Annotated in this window: 16 protein-coding genes and 3 pseudogenes; 11 read left to right on the forward strand and 8 right to left on the reverse strand. The window is 70.2% G+C overall.

Translation table 11 applies throughout. The features are described 5' to 3' along the window. Positions 1-4 precede the first annotated feature (4 nt). The gene (locus tag CG719_RS24520) at positions 5-994 is read right to left on the reverse strand and encodes an NAD(P)-dependent alcohol dehydrogenase (RefSeq protein WP_100570847.1); all 990 of its coding nucleotides are present in this window, start codon (positions 992-994) and stop codon (positions 5-7) included. A gap of 97 nt (positions 995-1,091) precedes the next feature. Between CG719_RS24520 and CG719_RS24525 the strand changes: the two are divergent. From CG719_RS24525 to CG719_RS24560, 8 genes and pseudogenes are all read left to right on the forward strand, one after another. Next, a pseudogene (locus tag CG719_RS24525) lies at positions 1,092-1,352 on the forward strand (VOC family protein); the annotation flags it as partial. A 171-nt stretch (positions 1,353-1,523) separates the two neighbouring features. Then, positions 1,524-2,372, forward strand: coding sequence for a transporter substrate-binding domain-containing protein (locus tag CG719_RS24530; RefSeq protein WP_100570848.1), 849 nt, complete (start codon positions 1,524-1,526; stop codon positions 2,370-2,372). Then, on the forward strand, positions 2,369-3,214 hold the full coding sequence (locus CG719_RS24535; RefSeq protein WP_100570954.1) for an amino acid ABC transporter permease: 846 nt from the start codon (positions 2,369-2,371) through the stop codon (positions 3,212-3,214). The genes CG719_RS24530 and CG719_RS24535 overlap by 4 nt, the downstream gene beginning before the upstream one ends. Next, the gene (locus CG719_RS24540) at positions 3,211-4,005 is read left to right on the forward strand and encodes an amino acid ABC transporter ATP-binding protein (RefSeq protein WP_100570849.1); all 795 of its coding nucleotides are present in this window, start codon (positions 3,211-3,213) and stop codon (positions 4,003-4,005) included. The genes CG719_RS24535 and CG719_RS24540 overlap by 4 nt, the downstream gene beginning before the upstream one ends. Positions 4,006-4,200: 195 nt before the next feature. Further along, positions 4,201-4,656: a DUF5707 domain-containing protein gene (locus CG719_RS24545; RefSeq protein ID WP_100570850.1), complete on the forward strand. Its 456-nt coding sequence runs from the start codon at positions 4,201-4,203 to the stop codon at positions 4,654-4,656. A 268-nt stretch (positions 4,657-4,924) separates the two neighbouring features. Further along, positions 4,925-5,455 (forward strand): (2Fe-2S)-binding protein, encoded by a 531-nt coding sequence (locus CG719_RS24550; protein WP_100570851.1) that lies wholly within the window; start codon positions 4,925-4,927, stop codon positions 5,453-5,455. Then, complete coding sequence (locus CG719_RS24555; RefSeq protein WP_100570852.1) at positions 5,442-6,431, forward strand: FAD binding domain-containing protein; 990 nt, start codon at positions 5,442-5,444, stop codon at positions 6,429-6,431. Before CG719_RS24550 ends, CG719_RS24555 begins: the two co-directional genes overlap by 14 nt. 4 nt (positions 6,432-6,435) lie before the next feature. Beyond that, positions 6,436-8,643 (forward strand): xanthine dehydrogenase family protein molybdopterin-binding subunit, encoded by a 2,208-nt coding sequence (locus tag CG719_RS24560; protein WP_100570853.1) that lies wholly within the window; start codon positions 6,436-6,438, stop codon positions 8,641-8,643. Positions 8,644-8,716: 73 nt separating this feature from the next. Here CG719_RS24560 and CG719_RS24565 read toward each other — a convergent pair whose 3' ends face one another. Both CG719_RS24565 and CG719_RS24570 read right to left on the reverse strand, forming a co-directional pair. Beyond that, on the reverse strand, positions 8,717-9,295 hold the full coding sequence (locus CG719_RS24565) for a maltokinase N-terminal cap-like domain-containing protein (RefSeq protein ID WP_100570854.1): 579 nt from the start codon (positions 9,293-9,295) through the stop codon (positions 8,717-8,719). Positions 9,296-9,448: 153 nt separating this feature from the next. Next, positions 9,449-10,044, reverse strand: a pseudogene (locus CG719_RS24570) (globin domain-containing protein); the annotation flags it as partial. 303 nt (positions 10,045-10,347) lie between these two features. Here CG719_RS24570 and CG719_RS24575 point away from each other — a divergent pair. Beyond that, positions 10,348-10,830, forward strand: coding sequence for a GNAT family N-acetyltransferase (locus CG719_RS24575; protein WP_234375748.1), 483 nt, complete (start codon positions 10,348-10,350; stop codon positions 10,828-10,830). A 287-nt stretch (positions 10,831-11,117) separates the two neighbouring features. Here the strand turns inward: CG719_RS24575 and CG719_RS24580 are convergent, their stop codons facing one another. The 3 genes from CG719_RS24580 to CG719_RS24590 all read right to left on the reverse strand — a co-directional run bounded on the left by CG719_RS24580 (position 11,118) and on the right by CG719_RS24590 (position 13,662). Then, on the reverse strand, positions 11,118-11,555 hold the full coding sequence (locus CG719_RS24580; protein WP_100570856.1) for a cytidine deaminase: 438 nt from the start codon (positions 11,553-11,555) through the stop codon (positions 11,118-11,120). A gap of 116 nt (positions 11,556-11,671) precedes the next feature. Further along, a complete protein-coding gene (locus tag CG719_RS24585; protein WP_100570857.1) occupies positions 11,672-12,928 on the reverse strand; it encodes a M20 family metallopeptidase in 1,257 nt (418 codons plus the stop codon). Continuing rightward, the gene (locus CG719_RS24590) at positions 12,925-13,662 is read right to left on the reverse strand and encodes a trimeric intracellular cation channel family protein (RefSeq protein ID WP_100570955.1); all 738 of its coding nucleotides are present in this window, start codon (positions 13,660-13,662) and stop codon (positions 12,925-12,927) included. The genes CG719_RS24585 and CG719_RS24590 overlap by 4 nt, the downstream gene beginning before the upstream one ends. A gap of 188 nt (positions 13,663-13,850) precedes the next feature. Here CG719_RS24590 and CG719_RS24595 point away from each other — a divergent pair, with 188 nt between their 5' ends. Both CG719_RS24595 and CG719_RS24600 read left to right on the forward strand, forming a co-directional pair. Continuing rightward, positions 13,851-14,921, forward strand: coding sequence for a DNA polymerase III subunit beta family protein (locus tag CG719_RS24595; protein ID WP_100570858.1), 1,071 nt, complete (start codon positions 13,851-13,853; stop codon positions 14,919-14,921). Positions 14,922-14,945: 24 nt separating this feature from the next. Then, positions 14,946-15,451: pseudogene (locus tag CG719_RS24600) on the forward strand (hypothetical protein). Positions 15,452-15,629: 178 nt separating this feature from the next. Here CG719_RS24600 and CG719_RS24605 read toward each other — a convergent pair. Beyond that, the gene (locus CG719_RS24605) at positions 15,630-17,063 is read right to left on the reverse strand and encodes a glycoside hydrolase family 6 protein (RefSeq protein WP_100570859.1); all 1,434 of its coding nucleotides are present in this window, start codon (positions 17,061-17,063) and stop codon (positions 15,630-15,632) included. A 306-nt stretch (positions 17,064-17,369) separates the two neighbouring features. Continuing rightward, a complete protein-coding gene (asnB, locus tag CG719_RS24610) occupies positions 17,370-19,208 on the reverse strand; it encodes an asparagine synthase (glutamine-hydrolyzing) (RefSeq protein ID WP_100570860.1) in 1,839 nt (612 codons plus the stop codon). Between the last annotated feature and the right edge of the window lie 260 nt (positions 19,209-19,468).

Here is a 19,468-nt window from a genome sequence, read left to right on the forward strand (position 1 = left end):
CACGTCAGCGCACAGTGATCACGGTCTTGCCGCGGGAGTGGCCCTCCTCCACATGGCGCATGGCCTCGGCCGTGTCGGCCAGGGAGTAGGTCCGGCCGACCACGGGAGTGACCTGACCGGCCTCGATGAGCGCGGTAACGGCGAGCAGGTCCTCATGGGCGGGACCGCCCGGGGTCGCCGGGATGATCGGACGCAGGCTGTGCCGGGTGACCGCGTTGGCCGCGGCCAGCTTCAGCATGGAGCCGATCGCCCCGAACAGCCGGCCGGGTGAGCCGCCGCCGTTGGCCACCAGGATCCCGGTCGGGGTGAGAGCCCGGCGCAGTCGGCCCGGCGGAAGGTTGCCCACGTTGTCCAGAATCACGTCGTAGCGGACACGTCCGTCGGTGAAGTCCTCGCGGGCGTAGTCGATGACGTGCGCGGCGCCCAGTGACTGCACCAGTCCGGCGCTGCCGGCGCTGCACACCCCGGTGACCTCCGCGTCCAGGCCGGCCGCGATCTGTACGGCGAAGGTGCCCACGCCTCCGCCCGCGCCGTTGACCAGCACCCGCTGCCCGGCCCGGGCCCGGCCCACCGTCCGGATGCCGCGCAGTGCGGTCACCGCCCCCATCGGCACGGCCGCGGCCTGCTCGAAGGACAGACGCTCGGGCTTGGGCACCACCAACTCCGCCGTGGCGCAGGCGTATTCGGCGAACGCCCCCGCACAGAAGCCCAGTACCGCAGTGCCGGGCCGGAGCCCTTCCACGCCGGCGCCGACGGCCTCCACCACTCCGGCCGCGTCGATGCCGGCCACCCGGCACTTCGGACGGCTCAGTCCCATGCCCCCCATCAGCCGTGCCGCGTAGGGGTCGCCGCGCATCATGTGCCAGTCGTAGGGGTTGAGCGCGGCGGCGTGCACACGTACGAGCACCTGACCGGCCTCGGCCCGGGGCCGGTCGACTTCCCCCAGCCGCAGGATGTCCGGCGGCCCGAACCGCTCCTGGAGCACTGCCTTCATCGCCCTGTCCCCCATCTCCTCGGGCCCCGTCACGGCGGGCACTTGTCCGCCGCGCGAGTGAGGGCAAGGTAGGCGTACGCACCACGGCCGTCAATGCCCGGGCGGAAGGGGGCGCTCTCCCGAAAGTCCGCCAGGGCTTGATCCGTGGAGCGATCAAGTGCGCCTACATCGGGTGCATCTTGACGTGCGGGTCGGCACCGGGCTCGTGGGTGAGGAGCGCGTGGCCGCGCTTGAGGCCGAGTGCGCACGGCTGATCGCGCTCGGCGCGGTTCGCGTGCGTCTGCTGCTCGCCCATGGCTTCAACGAGTCGTGCCTCGTGATGCAGGACATGGAGGGCAACAAGTTCTGTCTCGGCTGACTGGCCGCGGGCATGGCGCCTTCGCGAGTCGACTGCCGCGGTTCGCGCTCAAGGTGACGGCGGTCCGGGGATGGTGCGGGCACGGAATCACCTGCGCCTCAGGTTTGTTTGAGGGGGTCAAAGATCTTCTTATAGTCTGCATGCGCACGTCCCCCACAGAGAGGTCCCCCCGTGAACACGCTCCTCGGACGCCGGGTCCGCATCCTGGCCGCCATCACCGCGACAGCCGGAGCGGTGCTCGTGGCAGGCTGCACGTCGAGCGGCAGCGGCGGCGCGGGCAAGTCGGCCGACGGCGGGGTCGACCTCGTCAAGGCGGGCCGGCTCACGACCTGCACGCATCTGCCGTACCCGCCCTTCCAGTCGGAGATCGACGGCAAGGTCCAGGGCTTCGACGTCTCCCTGATCGACCTGGTCGCCAAGGACCTCGGGGTGAAGCAGCAGATCCTCGACACGCCTTTCGAGAACTTCAAGACCGGCGCGTTCCTCAACTCCGGCGAGTGCGATCTGGCCGCCGCGGGCATGACCATCACCGCCGAGCGCAAGAAGAACGTCGACTTCTCCGACCCGTACTTCGACGCCACGCAGGCCGTCCTGGTCGACAAGAAGAGCGGCGTCACGTCCCTGGCCGATGTGAAGGCCAAGGGCAAAAAGCTCGGTGCCCAGGCGCAGACCACCGGGGAGGACTACGTGCGGGGGCAGGGCTTCGACCCCGTCTCCTTCGAGTCCTCCGACGCCGTCCTCAACGGCCTGCGCACCGGACAGGTCCAGGCGGTCGTCATCGACTACCCGGTGGTCCAGGGCTGGCTCAAGGACAAGGCCAACGCCGACGCCTTCAAGGTGGTCGGCAACCTCGACACCGGTGAGCAGTACGGCTTCACGGTGAAGAAGGGCAACTCCGAACTCGTCGCCGCGGTCAACAAGGCGATCAAGAACGCGAAGGCCGACGGCACCTACCAGAAGCTGTACGAGCAGTGGATCGGCCCGTACACCCCGTCCGCCGCCTCGCCGTCCGCCTCATGAGTGACGCCATCGGCACCGCCGGCGCCGAGGTCCGGCCCCGCAGAAGGCGTCTGACCAGGAGCCGGCGCCGCGCCCTCTCGCGCGGCGCGCAGTACGCCGTCTTCGTCGCCGCCGTGATCGCCTTCGCGGTCACGGCCGACTGGGGCCGGCTGGGCAACCAGTTCGCCCAGGCGGACATCGCGCGGCGGATGTTCCCGGACGTCATCACCCTGGCGCTGAAGAACACCGTGCTGTTCACCGTGACCGGCTTCGTCGTGGGCCTGGTCCTCGGCATGGTCATCGCGTTGATGCGGCTGTCGTCCGTGGGCCCCTACCGCTGGGTCGCCGGGGTCTACATCGAGATCTTCCGCGGTCTGCCCGCCCTGCTGATCTTCATCTTCGTCGGTGTGGCCGTGCCGCTGGCCTTCCCCGGCACGGAGATCATCGGGGGAACGTACGGCAAGGTGGCTCTCGCGCTCGGACTGGTCTCGGCCGCGTACATGGCGGAGACGATCCGCGCGGGCATCCAGGCCGTGCCCAAGGGGCAGATGGAGGCGGCCCGTTCGCTGGGCTTCTCGCCGGCCCGGGCCATGGTCTCCATCATCGTTCCGCAGGCGTTCCGCATCATTCTCCCGCCGCTCACCAACGAACTGGTCCTGCTCTTCAAGGACTCCTCGCTGGTGCTGTTCCTCGGCGTCACGCTGGAGGAGCGCGAACTGTCCAAGTTCGGCCGGGATCTGGCCAGCCAGACCGCCAACTCCACGCCGATCCTGGTCGCGGGCCTGTGCTATCTGCTGGTCACTATCCCGCTCGGATTCGTGGTGCGCCGCATGGAGACCAAGGCCCAGGGAGCCGTCAAGTGAGCACTGTCCCCGAGATACTCGTCCGCGGCCTGCACAAGTCCTTCGGTGACAACGAGGTGCTGCGCGGTATCGACCTGGAGATCGGCCAGGGCGAGGTGGTCTGTGTCATCGGGCCCTCCGGCTCCGGCAAGTCGACCCTGCTGCGCTGTGTGAACCTCCTGGAGGAGCCCACCAAGGGGCAGGTCTTCGTCGGCGGCACCGAGGTGACCGACCCCGATGTGGACATCGACGCCGTACGCCGCCGTATCGGCATGGTGTTCCAGCAGTTCAACCTCTTCCCGCACCTGACGGTGACCGAGAACCTCACGCTGCCGCAGCGCCGGGTCCTCGGCCGGGGCAAGGCGCGAGCAGCGGAGATCGCCGCCGAGAACCTGGGGCGTGTCGGCCTGTCCGAGAAGGCGGACGCCTATCCCACCTCGCTCTCCGGTGGTCAGCAGCAGCGTGTCGCCATCGCCCGCGCGCTCGCCATGGGCCCCGAGGTGATGCTCTTCGACGAGCCGACCTCCGCGCTCGATCCCGAGCTGGTGGGTGACGTCCTCGCCGTGATGCGCATGCTCGCCGACGAGGGCATGACGATGATGGTCGTCACCCACGAGATGAGCTTCGCGCGGGAGGTCGCCGACCGGGTCGTCTTCATGGACGGCGGGGTGATCGTCGAGGACGGCACACCGGACCAGGTCATCGGTAACCCCGCTCATGAACGCACCCGGCACTTCCTGTCCCGGCTCCTGGACCCCGCGAAGGCGCAGGTCGAGGAGGACAAGGCGGACCGGGCCGGCGCGAGCGGGTAGCACCGAATCCGGGTGCGGTACATGAGCGGTCGCGCGGTGCCCCAGGTGATCACCCGTCCGGACTGAGGCCTTTACCCGACTCGGCTTGAGTATGCGCACTCATGTCCGGCGAGTCCTCGCGCGGCGAGGATCGGTGCAGCGCCGCAGCCAAGTGGCGCAGCCCGATCCAGGGTTGAGACAGTTACGGAGATTCCCATGTCCCGACGTGTTGCTCTGTCCGTCGTCGCCGGTGTCGCTCTCCTCGGTGGCGCCGGTGCGTTCGCTCTCGCCCAGGCCGGGGAGCAGACCCCGGTGCTGGGGCACAGTACCGCCCGCTACTCGGCTCCCGACGGGAACCGCGACGGCTCGCTGGTCTTCGTCACCGACGTCACGGCGTCCTCCGGTGTCAAGAGCGTGAAGGTGCTGGCCTGGCCGCAGCAGTCGTCCTTCGCCGGGAAGGGGCTGACCGCCAAGGACATGGCCGCCGCGGAGACGGCGGCCGTCTGCAAGTCCGCCGGGCAGGACACCGTGCGCTGCACCTACACCGTCCGGGTCACCGACGCCGACGCCAAGTCGTCCCCGCGCGGTGCCTGGCACGTGGCCGTCCTGGCCACCGCGAAGGACGGCACCACGACACTGGACACCAAGGCGGCCGACTTCACCGTCCGGTGACCCGGACGCGCACGCGGTCGAGTGCTCACGTTTCCACCACCCGGAACCCCTGCTCATCGAGCAGGGGTTCCGTCTTGGGAGAGGGCGGCGTGGAGACGGGCCGGCACCCCGTGCCGGTACACCCGTTCGGCGTATATTGAGGAAAAAGGCGGACGTATTGGCGCGAAAAGGTCGATTTCCGCCTTTCGTGGCGCCTGAGGAACCCACTCACCGGATCCGCCCCCACCTGGGGCACGAGTCGTATCCGACCCGTCCGGAGGAGGACGCGATGAGGGACGTGGCGAGGGAACGGGACACGGACGGCCGTCCCGCGGTCACCGAGCGGGTCGTGACACTCACCGTGAACGGGCGGTCGCACACCCTGCGCCTGGACACCCGGGTCACCCTGCTGGACGCCCTGCGGGACCGGCTGGGCCTGGTGGGCACGAAGAAGGGCTGCGACCAGGGTGCCTGCGGCGCGTGCACGGTCCACCTGGACAGCAGGAGAGTGCTCGCCTGCCTGACCCTGGCGGCCCAGGCCGAGGGCCGGGCGATCACCACCATCGAGGGCGTCTCCGGCGCCGACGGACCGCATCCGGTGCAGCAGGCGTTCATGGAGCACGACGGCTTCCAGTGCGGCTTCTGCACGCCGGGGCAGATCATGTCCGCGGTGGCGCTGATGGCCGAGGGCCGGGCCGGCTCCGATGCGGAGATCCGGGAGTTCATGAGCGGCAACCTGTGCCGTTGCGGCGCCTATCCCAACATCGTGGCCGCGATACGCGAAGCGGCGTCCGGAGGAGGCACCGATGCGCGCCTTTGACTACGTCCGGGCCACCAACACCCAGGAGGCGGTGCAGCTGCTGGCGGACGACCCGGCGGCGTCCTGCCTGGCGGGCGGCACGACACAACTCGACCTGATGAAGGACGGGGTCCTGGAGCCGCCGCGGCTGATCGACATCACCCGGCTCCCGCTGCACGGCATCGAGCGCCGCGGCGACCGCCTCCACGTGGGGGCGCTCGCCAGCATGGAGGAACTGGCCGCCGACGCCACGGTGGCCCAGCGGCTGCCCATGGTGCGCGAGTCCCTGCTGCAGGGCGCCTCGGTGCAGCTGCGGAACATGGCCACCATCGGAGGCAACCTGCTGCAGCGCACCCGCTGCCGCTACTTCCGCGACCCGACGGTCGCCGAGTGCAACAAGCGCGCACCGGGCTCCGGCTGCGCCGCGGTGCAGGGCGTGGCGCGTATGCACGCCGTGCTCGGCGTGAGCGAGCGGTGCATCGCGCTGCACGCCTCCGACCTCGCCGTCGCCATGGTGGCGCTCGACGCGGTCGTGAACATCCAGGGGGTCTCCACGCGTCGCACGGTGCCGCTGACGGAGTTCTACCTGACGGCCGACGAAAGCCCCGAGCGGGAGAACGTTCTGGAGCACGCCGAGCTGATCACCGAGGTCGAGATCCCGCTGCCGCCGCCGACCGCCCGGTCGGGCTACCTCAAGGTCCGCGAGCGGGCGTCGTACGAGTTCGCCCTCACCTCGGCCGCGGTGCTGCTCGTCATGGACGGCGGCACGATCCGCCAGGCCCGTATCGGGCTGGGCGGGGTCGGGTCGAAGCCCTGGCGGGCCTACGAGGCCGAGCACGTGCTGACCGGCGCGCCGGCCACGACGGCCACGTTCCAGGACGCGGCCGGGGCCACGATGCGCGATGCCTGGACCGTCCCGGGCACGGCGTTCAAGGTGCCGCTCGCCCGGCGCACCCTGGTGCGCCAGTTGCAGACCGTCTCGGGAGTGCAGGAGTGACCGCATGAGCACCGTCGAGAGCAGGCCGCTGGTCGGCGCGGGCATCAACCGGGTCGACGGCCCGCGCAAGGTCACCGGCACGGCCCCGTACCCCATGGACTTCAGCGTCCCCGGCCAGGCCTACGGCGCCGTGGTGCAGAGCACCGTCGCCGCGGGCCGGATCGTCCGTATGCACACCGGGGCCGCGGAGCAGTCCCCGGGCGTGCTCTCGGTCCTGACCCACGAGAACGCCCCCGAGGTCGCCACGGGACCGGCGACGGTGCTCGGGGAGCCGACGCCCTCACCCCTGCGGAACGACCGGATCCTCCACCACGGGCAGCACATCGCCTTCGTGGTGGCCGAGACCCCGGAGCAGGCCGCCGCCGCGGCACGGCTGGTGCGGGCCGACTACGAGGCCTCGGAGCCGCTGCTGGACCTCCAGGACCCCCGGGCCGAACAGCTCGCGGACCCGTGGGGGACGGACCACTCGCGCGGCGACGCCGCCGCGGCGCTGCGGAGGGCGGAGGTGACCCTCCGGGCCACGTACACCACGGCGGACAACACCCACAACCCGCTCGGGCTGTTCGCCACCCTGGCCGTGTGGGAGGGCGACACCCTCACCGTCCACGACACCAGCCAGTGGCCGTCGGGGGTTCGCACCACCCTCGCCACGGTCTTCGGCATCCCGGAGAGCTCGGTGCGGGTGCTGGTCCCGTACGTCGGCGGGGGCTTCGGCGCCGCGCTGCGCGTGTGGCCGCACGTGATCCTGACCGCCATGGCCGCGCGCATGCTCAACCGCCCGGTCAAGCTGGTCCTGACCCGGCCGCAGATGTTCACCTCCGTCGGACACCGCCCCAGCGGCGTGCAGTGGCTGGCCGTCGGCGCCACTCGCGACGGCGAACTGGTCGCCCTCGACCACCGCAGCCTCAGCTCCCTGAGCATGGAGGGCAGCGACTACGAGCCGTTCGCCTCGGGAACCGCCTTCGCCTACCAGTGCCCCCACGTGACCACACGGGACCGGCAGGCGCGGCTCAACATCGCCCTGCCGACATCCATGCGCGCCCCTGCCGCGGCACAGGGCAACTTCGCGCTGGAGTCGGCGCTCGACGAACTGGCCTGCACCCTGCGCATGGACCCCTTGGAGCTGAGGTTGCGCAACCACACGGACGTCGACCCGCGCAACGGACTGCCCTGGTCGGGCAAGGCGCTCCTGGAGTGCTACGAGGCCGGCGCCCGCCGCTTCGGCTGGTCCGACCGCGACCCCGAACCGTGCTCCATGCGCGAGGAGAACTGGCTCATCGGCTACGGCATGGCAAGCGCGCTGTTTCCCTACTTCGCACAGCCCTGCACGGCGCAGGCCACCATCCACAGCGACGGCAGCGTGCTGGTGCGCAGCGCGGCGACCGACATCGGGACCGGCACGTACACCGTGATGGCCCAACTCGCCGCCGAGGAACTGGGTCTGCCCCTGAACCTGGTCCGCTTCGATTTGGGCGACTCGGACATGCCGCACTCGATGATGGCGGGCGGCTCCGGCCTGACCGGCGCGCTGGGCAACGCCGTTCACAACGCCTGCCGGCAACTGATGCGCTCGTTCGCGGGGCTCGCGCACGGCGACGCCGACTCGCCGCTGCGGGGCGCGTCCCCCGACGACGTGGAGTCCACCGGTGGGCGGCTCCACCTCGCGGGGCGCCCCGGCCGCGGGGAGCCGTACGCCGACATCCTCGCCCGCCACGGGTTGTCCGAACTCACGGCGAACGGGAACAGCACCCCACCCTCGGCCGCCGAACTGGGCATGTCCCTCGCCGGCGCGTACGGCGCGACGTTCGCGGAAGTCCGCGTCGACGCCGACCTCGGCCTCATCCGGGTCACGCGGGTGGTCTCCGCCATCGACGGCGGCCGCATCCTCAACGCGAAGACCGCCAGGAGCCAGATCATCGGCGGGATCGTCGGCGGCATCGGCATGACCCTCTACGAGGACACCGCCACCGACCCGCGCACCGGACGCGTCACCAACGCCACACTCGCCGACTACCTCGTCGCTGTGAACGCCGACATACCCGAACTCGACGTGGTCTTCGTCGGCGAACCCGACCACGCCAGCCCGACCGGCACCAAAGGCGTCGGCGAGGTCGGCCTCGTCGGCATCGCACCCGCGCTTGCCAACGCCGTCCACCACGCCACCGGAAAACGCCTCCGCGAACTGCCGATCACCCCCGACAACCTCCTCTGAACAGTTGCTGGTTGCCGTCGCCGTCGCCAAGTGACTGGTCGGGCCGGCCGGCGCTCTCTGCCCGCGTGACCTCCTACTGCGGCGCCATGGCCGCGAATACGCTCCGTACGGTCGTTCCGTTCGGCCAGGTCCACCCGGCGACGAGGCTTCCGGACGACTTCTGAGCAGCCTCCGCCGGCCGCAGGACTCGGTTGATGTGCACGTCGAGCCCATCGTCAGGGCCGGTGCCGTGCACGGTGACGGTCGGGTCAGGGGTGTCGCTCTCGCTCTGGTGCTGCGGCATCGCCTCGCCGCGCAGGAGGGCGCGCAACTGCGCCATCACCACCGGGTCGTGGACGCCGTCGTAGATCCACCGAGTGCCCAGCACCCCATGCTCGGAGGTGCCGATCAGGGCCTCCCCCGGGACGCCCTCCAGCGCCGTATCGCGGTAGCCCATCGGCACGAGATACGCCACCGGCTCCTGCGCGGCGGCGTCCACCACGACCATGAACTCGATCCCGACCGCGCCCTCCGGATCGTCCAGGCGGAACCCACCGGCCTTGAACAGTTCCGGCGTCTTCGCGGCGCCCAAGTACCAGTTCTGCTTCGGCAGCCACTCGGTGAGAAGTTCCAGCTTGGTCGGCGTCATGGTGGTGTGATGGATGAAGGCCATCCGGGCTCCCTCGCGCGTAGGTCCAGACCCGTCTCCAACGGGACGTGATCGAACCTACAGGAAGCGACTGTGCTTCCCGAGCGGCAACAAGTGACCTGATTTGCCTCGCAGTTGGGGACGGGCGCAGGTACGGGACCGATAGGGGTGCCGGCAGGGCTGCTCGGCCTGGGCGCTGACGTACTGGCCGGCGCGGGCTGCGGGAACCGGGCCGTCGTCGGCCGGGCGCAGCAGGAAGGACACCACGTCCGGGGTCTCCTCCCGCCGCTCCACGACGGTCCACTGGCGCCACGGATCGCGCGGGTCGACCTGTGCTTCCTGGTAGAGGCGGGCCTCCCGGGCGATGAGGGCGCCGGCCATAAGCCAGTACACCTCGTCCCAGGCGGCGGCCACCTCGGGGGTGACCGCCTCACCCAGTACGTCGCCGATCGCGCGGAACAGGTACTTGTGGACGATCGTGTACTGGTCCTCGGTGACGCGAGAGCGGCGTGCTTGTGGGCGATGCGGGCGAGAAGGGCGTCAGGGCGGGTGCCGGGGCCGTCCAGCAGTGCCGTGGCGAAGCCGGCGATGGACCCGGCCAGCGCCCGGCGCTGCTCGCCGCTTGCCTGGTTGCCGCGGTTGAACAGCCCGTCCAGCAGTTCGGGCTGCTCGGCGAACATGGTTCCGTAGAAGCGGGTCGTGATCTCGTCCAGCGCCCCGCCGACGGCGGGCAGGGTGACGCGGACGACCGCGGCCGACTCGGGCGAAAGCATGACTCTCCTTTGCGGTGCGGGGCATACGGGGGACGGCGCTCGCCGTCGCCGCCGGGGGTCCGTCCTGCGGACACGGCCGGCGCATCGATCGTGCCGGTTCTTCCGTGAGCGGGAACAGGGCTGAACATCCCTGAGTGACTGGGCCTGTTGGCCCGGGTCGGCGTGAGCCCGGACAGCGGCGCCATGACGAGCACAGCCCGGCGTGCCGGTCACGCTCCGGATCGTGTGTGTCGCATACGCTGCCACGGCGGCTCTTCACGTCGGCCCGGTGGCGCGGTCGCCGGAGCGAGGAAAGGGTGTGGCATGAGGTCCCCAGGCGTGCACCTACGGGAGATCACCGACGACAACCGGGATGCCGTTCGTGCCCTGCGCGTCCGCCGTGACCAGAAGCAGTTCGTCGCCTCCGTGTCCTGGTCGCTCAAGGAGGCGGCGAAGACGCCCGAGGCCAATCCCTGGTACCGGGCCCTGTACCGCGGCGACGAGCCGGTCGGCTTCGTGATGCTGTCCTGGAAGCCGCCGACGGGTCCTTTCGAAGGACGGCACTTCATCTGGCGCCTCCTCGTCGACAAGCGGCACCAGGGGCGAGGGATCGGCCGGGACGCGCTCACGCAGATCGCCGACCTGGTTCGCGCGGACGGCGGCACCGAGCTGCTGACCAGCTACGAGTCCGGCGACGGCGAACCGGAGCCCTTCTACCGGAAGTTCGGGTTCGAGCCCACCGGTGAGACCTACGACGGCGAGACCGTTCTGCGGCTCATCCTGCCCACGAACGCCGGGGACGGATGATCCGGCCGACCGGCTCGAACAGGCCGTGGGCCGGCAGGTCTCGCGGTCGTGAAATGGATGCGCAGCATGCCTGTCGCCCTCCCCGTCGGCGTCCCCCTGCTCGGCGAGCACCTGGAGACTCCCGTGACGGGAGTCGATGCCTCAACTCTCTTTCGCGCCACACTCACGGACATGTCACTGGTTGACGGCGGTGCCACAGGATTCTGTGGCACCGGCCGTCTCGACCGCCCGGGTGACCCGCATGGTGCCGCATCAGGCGACGTTCGCCCTGTTGCCGGCCGGCGGTGTCAGCCCATGCCGTGTGGCGCGGTTTCCCCGTCGTCGAGCTGGTGGTCGGCCCATACGTAGCTTTCGGGCAGCAAGTCGGTGATGAGGACGGTTCGGACGCGGTCGCCCCCGCCGACGATGACCTTGAGGGCGGGGAAGTAGTCGAGAAGGACCTGACGGCACCGGCCGCACGGGGGAACGACCCCTCGGTCGCGGTCGCCGACGGCGACGATCGTGTCCAGCTCGTAGGCGCCCTGGGCGGCCGCAGTGCCGATGAGGACCAACTCGGCGCAGGGCCCTCCGGTGAAGTGGTAGGCGTTCACCGCGGTGACGATCCGGCCGTCCCGGGCGCGGGCCGCGGCTGCCATGGTGTGGTTGTCGCCCCGGCAGCGTGTACGAGCGACGTGGGCCGCGGCCTCGATGAGTTCATGGTCGAGGGGGTGGGTCTGCGTGGTCATCTTCTCTGCCTTCGTCGGGTGTCAGGCGACGCTGGCCCACTTGACGAGGGTGCGCAAGCGAATATCGGCGGTGTGCTTGCCGGACGTGCTCGTCGGAGACCTGTGCCGGGTTCACGTCAGCTGCCGAGCCAGGCGAGTGCGGCCACCGTCATTGCGCTGACGCCGGTGTCCAGGGTCGGTTGGACGACGGGGGCGAAGGCGGGGCTGTGGTTGACCGGGACGTCCTGGGCGATGGTGCCCTTCTTGGCGGCCTCGGCGTACAGCTCGGCGTCGACGCCTCCGATGCCCCAGTAGGTGAAGGGCGCGCCGAACGCTTGGGGGATCTCGCTCATGTCCTCGCTGGCGGTCTGCAGGTCGATGGTGTGTGCGTCGTCGCCGAAGTGGGCCGTGAACGCCTCGGCGACGCGCCGGGTCGTCTCCTCGTCGTTGACGGTGGGCGGGAAGGCCGCCGTTCGTTCGATCTCGGGTGCCTTCGGCGACCCGGACGCCTCGCTCTCGGTCCGGACGATGCGCTCGATCGCCTTCAGCACCTGGCTGCGCGTCGCATCGTCGTAGGTGCGGACGTTGAGTTCGATGACGGCGCTGTCGGGGATGACGTTGGGGCCGGTGCCGGCGTGGATGCTGCCCACGGTGACGACGGCGGGGGTGATGGCGGCGAGTTCCCGGGACACGATGGTCTGCAGGCGCACCACGATCATGGCGGCCATCACCACGGGGTCGACCGCTGCCTGGGGCATGGAGCCGTGGGCTCCTCGGCCGTGGACGGTGACGCGCAGGCTGTCCGCGGCCGACAGGAAGGACCCCGGACGGGTGCCGACGTAGCCGGCCGGATAGGGCAGGACGTGCTGGGCGAGTACCACGTCGGGTCGGGGCGCCCTTGCCGTGAGACCGTCGTCGATCATGGCCTGGGCGCCGTCGCCGTTCTCCTCCGAGGGCTGGAACAGCGCCACGAAGGTACCGCGCCAGGCGTCCTTGGCCCGATTCATCAGCTGTGCGCAGCCGAGCAGGGCGGTCACGTGCACATCGTGCCCGCAGGCGTGCATGACCGGCTGCTCGGTGCCGTCCGGACCGGTCAGGGTCACGGTGGAGGCGTAAGGCAGGCCGGTCTGTTCGCGTACCGGGAGGGCGTCCATGTCCGCGCGGGCCATGACGGTGGGTCCGTCGCCGTTGGCCAGTACGCCGATCACGCCCGTGCCGCCGATGCCGTCGGTGACCTCGTAACCGAGTTCCCGCAGGGCGTCGGAAGCCTTCTTCGCCGTGCGGTGCTCGCGCAGGCCGAGTTCGGGGTGCCTGTGCAGGTCCCGGTAGAGGTCCTCGAGATCGGAGCGGATGCCGGCGAGGCCGGACAGTACCGCAGCGTTCCGGTCGGTCACGACGTCTCCTTGCGCGGGTGGGACTGGTCTTCTTTCCCTTTCCGGGCGGCGGTGCCGGTGCCGTGCCGCAGTGTCGCGGCCATCCTGGAACGGGGCTGCCAGTCCAGGCTGTTGGGCAGATTCCAGCCGAATCGCACAGCGCTGAGCCGGAAGGCCAGGGCCAGGGTGATGCCCAGGCCGGCACCGATGGCCGGCACGCCGAGGTACACGCAGAGCACCGTGACTCCGGCGACCGCGATGGCGACGGTGGCGTACAGACCGTTGCCCCCGAAGACGGCCGGTACCCGGCCGAGGACGACATCGCGCAGGGCGCCGCCGCCGACGGCGGTCACGGTGCCCAGGAGGACCGCCGGAAGCCATCCCAGCCCCACGGCGAGCGTCTTGTTGACCCCGGTGACCGCCCAGAAGCCGAGGACGGCGGCGTCGAGGGCGGTGAAGAGCCGGGTCCAGGACGCCTCGCTGATCTTGATGAGAAAGACCACCACGGAACCGGCGATGGCGGTCGGCAGGTAGGCGTAGTCGGTCAGCGCGACCGGTGTGCCGTGCTGCAGCAGCACGTCCCTGATCACGCCTCCGCCCAGACCGGAGATGATGCCCACCACCAAGAACCCGAACAGGTCCAGCCCGGCCGTGCGGGCCACGGCGCCTCCCAGCAGTGCGCACGAGAAGACACCGGCGAGGTCGAGATAGCGCGTCGCGACCGCCACTCCGGCGGGGATCGGGGAAGCCGACATCACACACACGGTGGACACGATGTCGAGCCTAGTGACTCTGCGTCCCCACGGCACGCGCAGCCCACCACGGACAGCGACGCCCCGCGACACGCGGCCACCAGGCCGGATCGCGCGCGGTCACGGGTGCGGGGCGCGGAAGACCTGGCCGGTGTTGACCTTCATGTTGGTTGAAGCCCCACGATGGCGGGGTGCCGAACTCTGAGTTGATGCCGATCGGGGTCTTTGCCCGACGCACCGGGCTGACCGCGAGCGCCTTGCGCTTCTACGCCGATTCCGGGGTGCTTACTCCTGTCGAGGTCGACCCTGTCTCCGGCTACCGCTACTACGGTGCCGACCGGGTGGCACGGGCAACCGCGCTGCGTCAGCTCCGCGACATCGCCATGCCCATCACTGTTGTCGAAGCGGTCCTCGACGCCGAGCCCGGTGAGGCGTCCCGGCTGATCGACGAGCACGTCGCGAAGGTCCTCGGGGACGCGTCGGCAGTGCAGCAGAAGGCCGCTTCGATCAAGTACTCGCTCACGGAAGTACGGAGTCTGCTGATTGCCGCGCTGAAGGGGCCGGTTCTGGCCGACGCGATCGAGCAGGTCCTGACCGCGACCGCGCATGAACCCGGGATGCCAGTGCTCGGCGCCCTGCACGTCGAGGCGATGCAGGAAGCGGTCACGCTGACCGCAACGGACCGGTACCGCCTCGCGACCCGGACCCTGGTGCCGGCCGAAGCAACGGCCGCGGCCTGGGCCGCCACGGTCGACGGTGACGAACTGCGTGCCGCGATCTCGGACATCCGCCGCAGCGCACTGGTGCGGGTCGAGGTGACGCAGCACGGATTCTGGCTGCGCATGGCAGACCGGGAAGACCGGCATTGCCGGCTGCTGTCGGAGGAGTTTCCCGACTACCGGCTGATGCTCGCGTCGCTGCCCGAGGCCACGACCCGGGTGACGCTCTCGAAAGATCTCCTCCTGCGAGCGCTGGAAGAACACCCGGAAGATCGAATCACGCTGCGGGTGACCCATCACGGCCTGAATGTCCTGGCGACGGAGGCAGAGGCCCCAGGTGTCCCGCTCGCGGCCACCACGACGGGGCTGAATCTTCAGATCTCCTTCGAGCCGACCACGCTCTGTCCGGCCGTCAGCACCGCTATCGGCCCCGACGTGATGCCCGACCTGCGAGGGCCGGACCAGCCCGTCACGATCCGCTCCGCCGACCGCGGTGATCTCACCACCCTGACCATGCCCATCAAGTCCGACCGCTCAGCCTGAGCAAGAACGACGAGGAACAACACCATGACCGCCACCCCCACCAGCCGCGACACGACCATGGAAGCCATCAGCCAAGCCGTCGTCGAAGGACGAGCCGGCGACGTCGCTTCCGCCCGCCAGAAGCTCCTGGCCCTGTGGTCCGCGATCGGCGTCACCGGCGACCCGCTGCACCGCTGCACTCTCGCGCACTACCTGGCAGACCTCTACGAAGACCCCGCCCAGGCCCGGCCTGGGACATCCGCGCCCTGGACGCTGCCGACGCCGTGACCGAGCAGCGCGTTCAGCAGCACCAGCCGACCTTCACATCGCCGGCTTCTATCCGTCCCTGCACCTCAACCTCGCCGACAACTACCGCCGCCTCGGCTCCTTCGACGCAGCCGGCGAGCACATGATCGCGGCCAAGGAGCATGCCCCGAGCCTCCCCCAGGACGCGTACGGGTCCTTCCTCCGTATTGCCCTTGATGAGGTGGCAGAAGCCATCTCGGCGGGACATCGCCAAGCGAGTCTCCGCCCCGGGCCCCGCTGCATGACGCACAGGAACGCGCCCCTCACCGTTGAGGGGCGACCACCGTCGCCTGATGGAGCACTGCCGCACGAGGCAGCGCGACCAGCAGTACGTGGCCTGCTCCCCGGCGTTGTGCGGCGGATCGCGCGGGAGCACGGTCGGCCGGCCCGGAGGAGTCGGGCCGGCCGAGGGGCGGTGTGCCGTCAGGACGCGGTGCAGGCGGTGCCGTTGAGGGTGAAGCCGGTGGGGGCGGAGTTGGCTGAGCCGGAACTGCCCTGGAAACCGAAGGAGGTCGAGCCTCCCGCCGGCAGAGAGCCGTTGTAGCTCAGGTTGGTGACGGTCACCGCGTTGCCGGACTGGGTCGCGGTGGCGTTCCAGGCGCTGACGACCTTCTGATCGTTCGGGAAGGTCCACTTCAGCGTCCAGCCGTTGATGGCGGCGCCGCCGGAGTTCTTCACGGTCACATCGGCGTTGAATCCGCCCGCCCAGGAGCTGCTGATCCTGTAGCTCACGGCACAGGCGCCGGCCGACGGGGGGTTGGTGGGCGGCGGGCTGCTGGGCGGCGGTGTGGTCGGCGGCGGGCTCGTGGGCGGGTTGGGGGCGTTGACGGCCAGCGCGTAGGCGATGTCGGGCAGGAAGGTGCCCGCCTTGCCCGCACAACCGTCCGCCTCACCCGGCGGTTTCACCCAGAGGAAGGCGTCGATCGCCGCGTCTCCGGTGTTGACGGTGGGATAGTTCCCGAGGGAGCGACCGGAGGGATCGCACCAGGCCCCGCCGCCCGCCGGGCCGTTGCCGTTCCGGCTGGTGTCCACCACGGCGTGCAGATGGGACGGGTTGCCCAGCGCCGAGAGGATCGCCTTGTCATAACTCACCTCGCCCGCAGTGGTGTTGAAGTTGGAGACATTGGTGTAGAAGCCGTCGGCATTGGTCAGCACACCCGCGCCGCGCAGCCGGTTCGCCTGCTCGGAGGCGCTGTTCCAGGTGGAGTGACCGCCATCCATGTAAACCTTGGCCTGAGGCGCGGCCGCGTGGATGGCGGCTCCGGCCCGCGAGAGCGAGGCGTAACGGTCGCTCAGCTGCTGGGAGTTGAGGCAGGTGGTGAGGGCGATGGAGTCGGGCTCCAGAATGACGACCGACGGCCCGCTGCCGAGTCCGGCCGCGAAGCCGCGGGCCCAGCTGTCGTAGGAGGCGAGGTCAGGGGCGCCGCCCGCGGAGGCACCTCCGCAGTCGCGGTTGGGGATCGTGTACGCCACCAGCACTGGAACCTGGCCGGCGGCGGCCGCGGCCGAGGTGACCTTGCTGACGTCGGCGGTGACGGTGGAGGGGCTGTACACGGAGAACCAGACGGCCTGCGGCTGGCTTGCGATTTTGGTGGAGATCACGGGCTGGCGCGAGTCACCGGGGTTGGCGGCCGCCCACTTGACCACCTGGGAGTTGGGGTCCTTGTAGAACTGGGTACCGGCGGGCAGGCTGCCCTGCACCGCGGCCGCCTGCACCTGGGTCAGCAGCACCGTTCCGGCCGTCGCCACACCGGCCGCCAGGCCCAGGGCGGCGACCCGGCGCCTGAGTGAAGTGCGGCGTGCGGAAGGGCCGCTGGGGGATTTCCCGGGATGCCGGGCGTGGTCGGGGGGTGTCACAGTCGTCCTCCGTGCTCTCGGGTCGGAGAGTGCCAGGGGCGTGCGCAGGATCGTGGGAGCGCTCCCGCGCCCCTGAGCAGCGTATCCATGCGTGACAGGTTCACGTAATCCCTCAACTCCCGTGAATAACAAACTTCACGGGAGCGCTTCCGTGAAACGGTCCCCGGCTCCTGAGGACGGGGCCGGCCGCTGTGGGAGTGCACCCCCGCAGCCTCGCCGGCCTGCCGGGCCGGGCTGCGGGCTCCCTCGAATGCCGGGACGGCGAACTCGACGTCCGCCGTGCCGGCCGGCACGGTCACAGGGACGTCAGGTGAGCAGCAGCTCCGGCTTGTACATGTCCAGCCACAGCGCCAGGTTGACGGTGCGTTCGAGGCCGCGCCGTGAGGCCAGCGTGACCTGCGGGGCGTCCCGGTAGGCCGCTTGGTGCACCCGGTCCCGGTCGAGCAGGTCGAAGACCGGGTGGGACGGGCGGGCGAGGATGTCCCTGACGTGCTCCTGGATGGCGACGGCGTACTGCGGGTCCTGGGTCGACGGGTAGGGGCTCTTCGTCCTGTCGTACACGGACCGTGGGATAAGGTCGGCGGTCGCCTCCCTGAGCAGGCTCTTCTCCCTCCCGTCGAACGACTTCAGCGACCAGGGAGCGTTGTACACGTACTCGACGAGCCGGTGGTCGCAGAACGGCACCCGCACCTCAAGGCCGACCGCCATGCTCAGCCGGTCCTTGCGGTCCAGCAGGACCCGTACGAACCGGGTCAGGTGCAGATGGCAGATCTTCCGCATCCGGTACTCGAAGTCGCTCTCCCCGTCGAGGCGGCGGATGTCCGAGACGGCGGTGCAGTAGCTGTCGGCGACGTACGCCTTCAGGTCCAGGGCTTCGGCGAGAGCGGGGTTCAGGACGCCGGAGTCGCTGCCGAAGCGCTCGGCCTGGGCCATCCACGGGAAAGTGTCGGTGGTCCGGGCCTTCTCGTCGAAGAACTGGAGGTAGCCGCCGAAGACCTCGTCGGCCGACTCGCCGGACAGCGCGACCGTGGAGTGCTCGCGGATCGCCCGGAGGAGCAGGTAGAGGGAGGAGTCCAGATCGCCGACGCCCACGGGCAGGTCGCGCGCCCGGATCGTCTCCGCCCTTACGTCGAGGTCGGCGAGGGCCCGCGCGTCGATGACGATGTCCTGGTGCTCGGTGCCCGAAGCGCGGGCGACGTCGTGCACGTACGGGGCGTCGGGTGTGGTGCGCAGTTCGTCGGCGATGAAGTTGTCGGCATGTCCCGCGAAGTCCACGGCGAAGCTGCGTACCTTCTCGCCGTGCTCGGCCAGTTGGCGGGCGGCCAGGGCGGTCAGGGCCGAGGAGTCCAGGCCACCCGACAGCAGCATGCAGCGGGGAACGTCGGCGACGAGCTGGCGGCGGACGATGTCGTCGAGCAGTGAGCGTACGGTGGCGATGGTGGCGCCGCGGTCGTCGGTGTGCGGACGGGTCTCCAGTTGCCAGTAGACGCGTCGGCGCATCCCCTGCCGGTCGACGGTGAGTACGGTGCCGGGCTCCAGTTCGCGCATGCCGTCCCACATGGCGTGTCCGGGCGTCTTGACCATCGAGAACATCTCCCGCAGTCCGTCGAGGCGGACGCGGGCGCGGGCGAGCGGATGGGCGAGGATGGCCTTGGGTTCGGAGCCGAACAGCACGCCGTCGGAGGTCGGGTAGTAGTAGAACGGCTTGATCCCCATACGGTCGCGGACCATCACGAGCCGGTTGTGGCGGCCGTCCCACACCGCGAACGCGAACATGCCGTTGAGCCGCCTGGCGAGCCCCTCGCCCCATTCGAGGTAGGCGTTCAGGACCACCTCGGTGTCCGAGTCGGTCGTGAAGCGGTGGCCCAGGCCGGTCAGCTCGCTCCGCAGTTCGGTGAAGTTGTAGGTCTCCCCCGAGTAGACGAGCACCACCGTGCCCTCGGGCGTCCGGACGCTCATCGGCTGCCGGCCGCCGGGAAGGTCGATGATCGCGAGCCTGCGGTGGCCGAGGGCCGCGGGTCCCTCGGCCCAGGTTCCGCGGTCGTCGGGACCCCGGCAGGACATGGTCTCTGTCATCGCGTCCAAAGTCGCGCTCTCGGACCGCAGATCACGGTCGAAGGACACCCAGCCGGTGATCCCGCACATGTGTTACCTCCCGTGTCCGGCCTCCGGGGCGAGCCCGACCACCTGCGGCTTCCTGCAGCCGCTCCCGGCGAACCAGTTCGTATTGAGCCCTACGAGCCTCGCCCCGGCCGCGAGCACCGGGTTCCGGGCCGCGGCCGTCGGCTCTCGGCCCGCCGCACAGCATTACCCCGGCTCGCACGCCGTCTGTCCGGCCCAGCGGCTTTCGCCTTCTTTCGGGCGCAGGAACTGTCCGGCGAATGGCTCTGTACCGTCACCGTCGG

Origin of the sequence: Streptomyces sp. CB01373 (assembly GCF_002803075.1) — a bacterium.
GTDB lineage: Bacteria > Actinomycetota > Actinomycetes > Streptomycetales > Streptomycetaceae > Streptomyces.

Excerpts from the sequence above, each read along its gene's own strand:
- CG719_RS24520 (WP_100570847.1), bottom strand. The coding sequence starts at position 994 with ATGAAGGCAGTGCTCCAGGAGCGGTTCGGGCCGCCGGACATCCTGCGG.
- CG719_RS24535 (WP_100570954.1), top strand. The coding sequence starts at position 2,369 with ATGAGTGACGCCATCGGCACCGCCGGCGCCGAGGTCCGGCCCCGCAGA.
- CG719_RS24545 (WP_100570850.1), top strand. The coding sequence starts at position 4,201 with ATGTCCCGACGTGTTGCTCTGTCCGTCGTCGCCGGTGTCGCTCTCCTC.
- CG719_RS24550 (WP_100570851.1), top strand. The coding sequence starts at position 4,925 with ATGAGGGACGTGGCGAGGGAACGGGACACGGACGGCCGTCCCGCGGTC.
- CG719_RS24555 (WP_100570852.1), top strand. The coding sequence starts at position 5,442 with ATGCGCGCCTTTGACTACGTCCGGGCCACCAACACCCAGGAGGCGGTG.
- CG719_RS24560 (WP_100570853.1), top strand. The coding sequence starts at position 6,436 with ATGAGCACCGTCGAGAGCAGGCCGCTGGTCGGCGCGGGCATCAACCGG.
- CG719_RS24565 (WP_100570854.1), bottom strand. The coding sequence starts at position 9,295 with ATGGCCTTCATCCATCACACCACCATGACGCCGACCAAGCTGGAACTT.
- CG719_RS24575 (WP_234375748.1), top strand. The coding sequence starts at position 10,348 with ATGAGGTCCCCAGGCGTGCACCTACGGGAGATCACCGACGACAACCGG.
- CG719_RS24580 (WP_100570856.1), bottom strand. The coding sequence starts at position 11,555 with ATGACCACGCAGACCCACCCCCTCGACCATGAACTCATCGAGGCCGCG.
- CG719_RS24590 (WP_100570955.1), bottom strand. The coding sequence starts at position 13,662 with ATGTCGGCTTCCCCGATCCCCGCCGGAGTGGCGGTCGCGACGCGCTAT.
- asnB (WP_100570860.1), bottom strand. The coding sequence starts at position 19,208 with ATGTGCGGGATCACCGGCTGGGTGTCCTTCGACCGTGATCTGCGGTCC.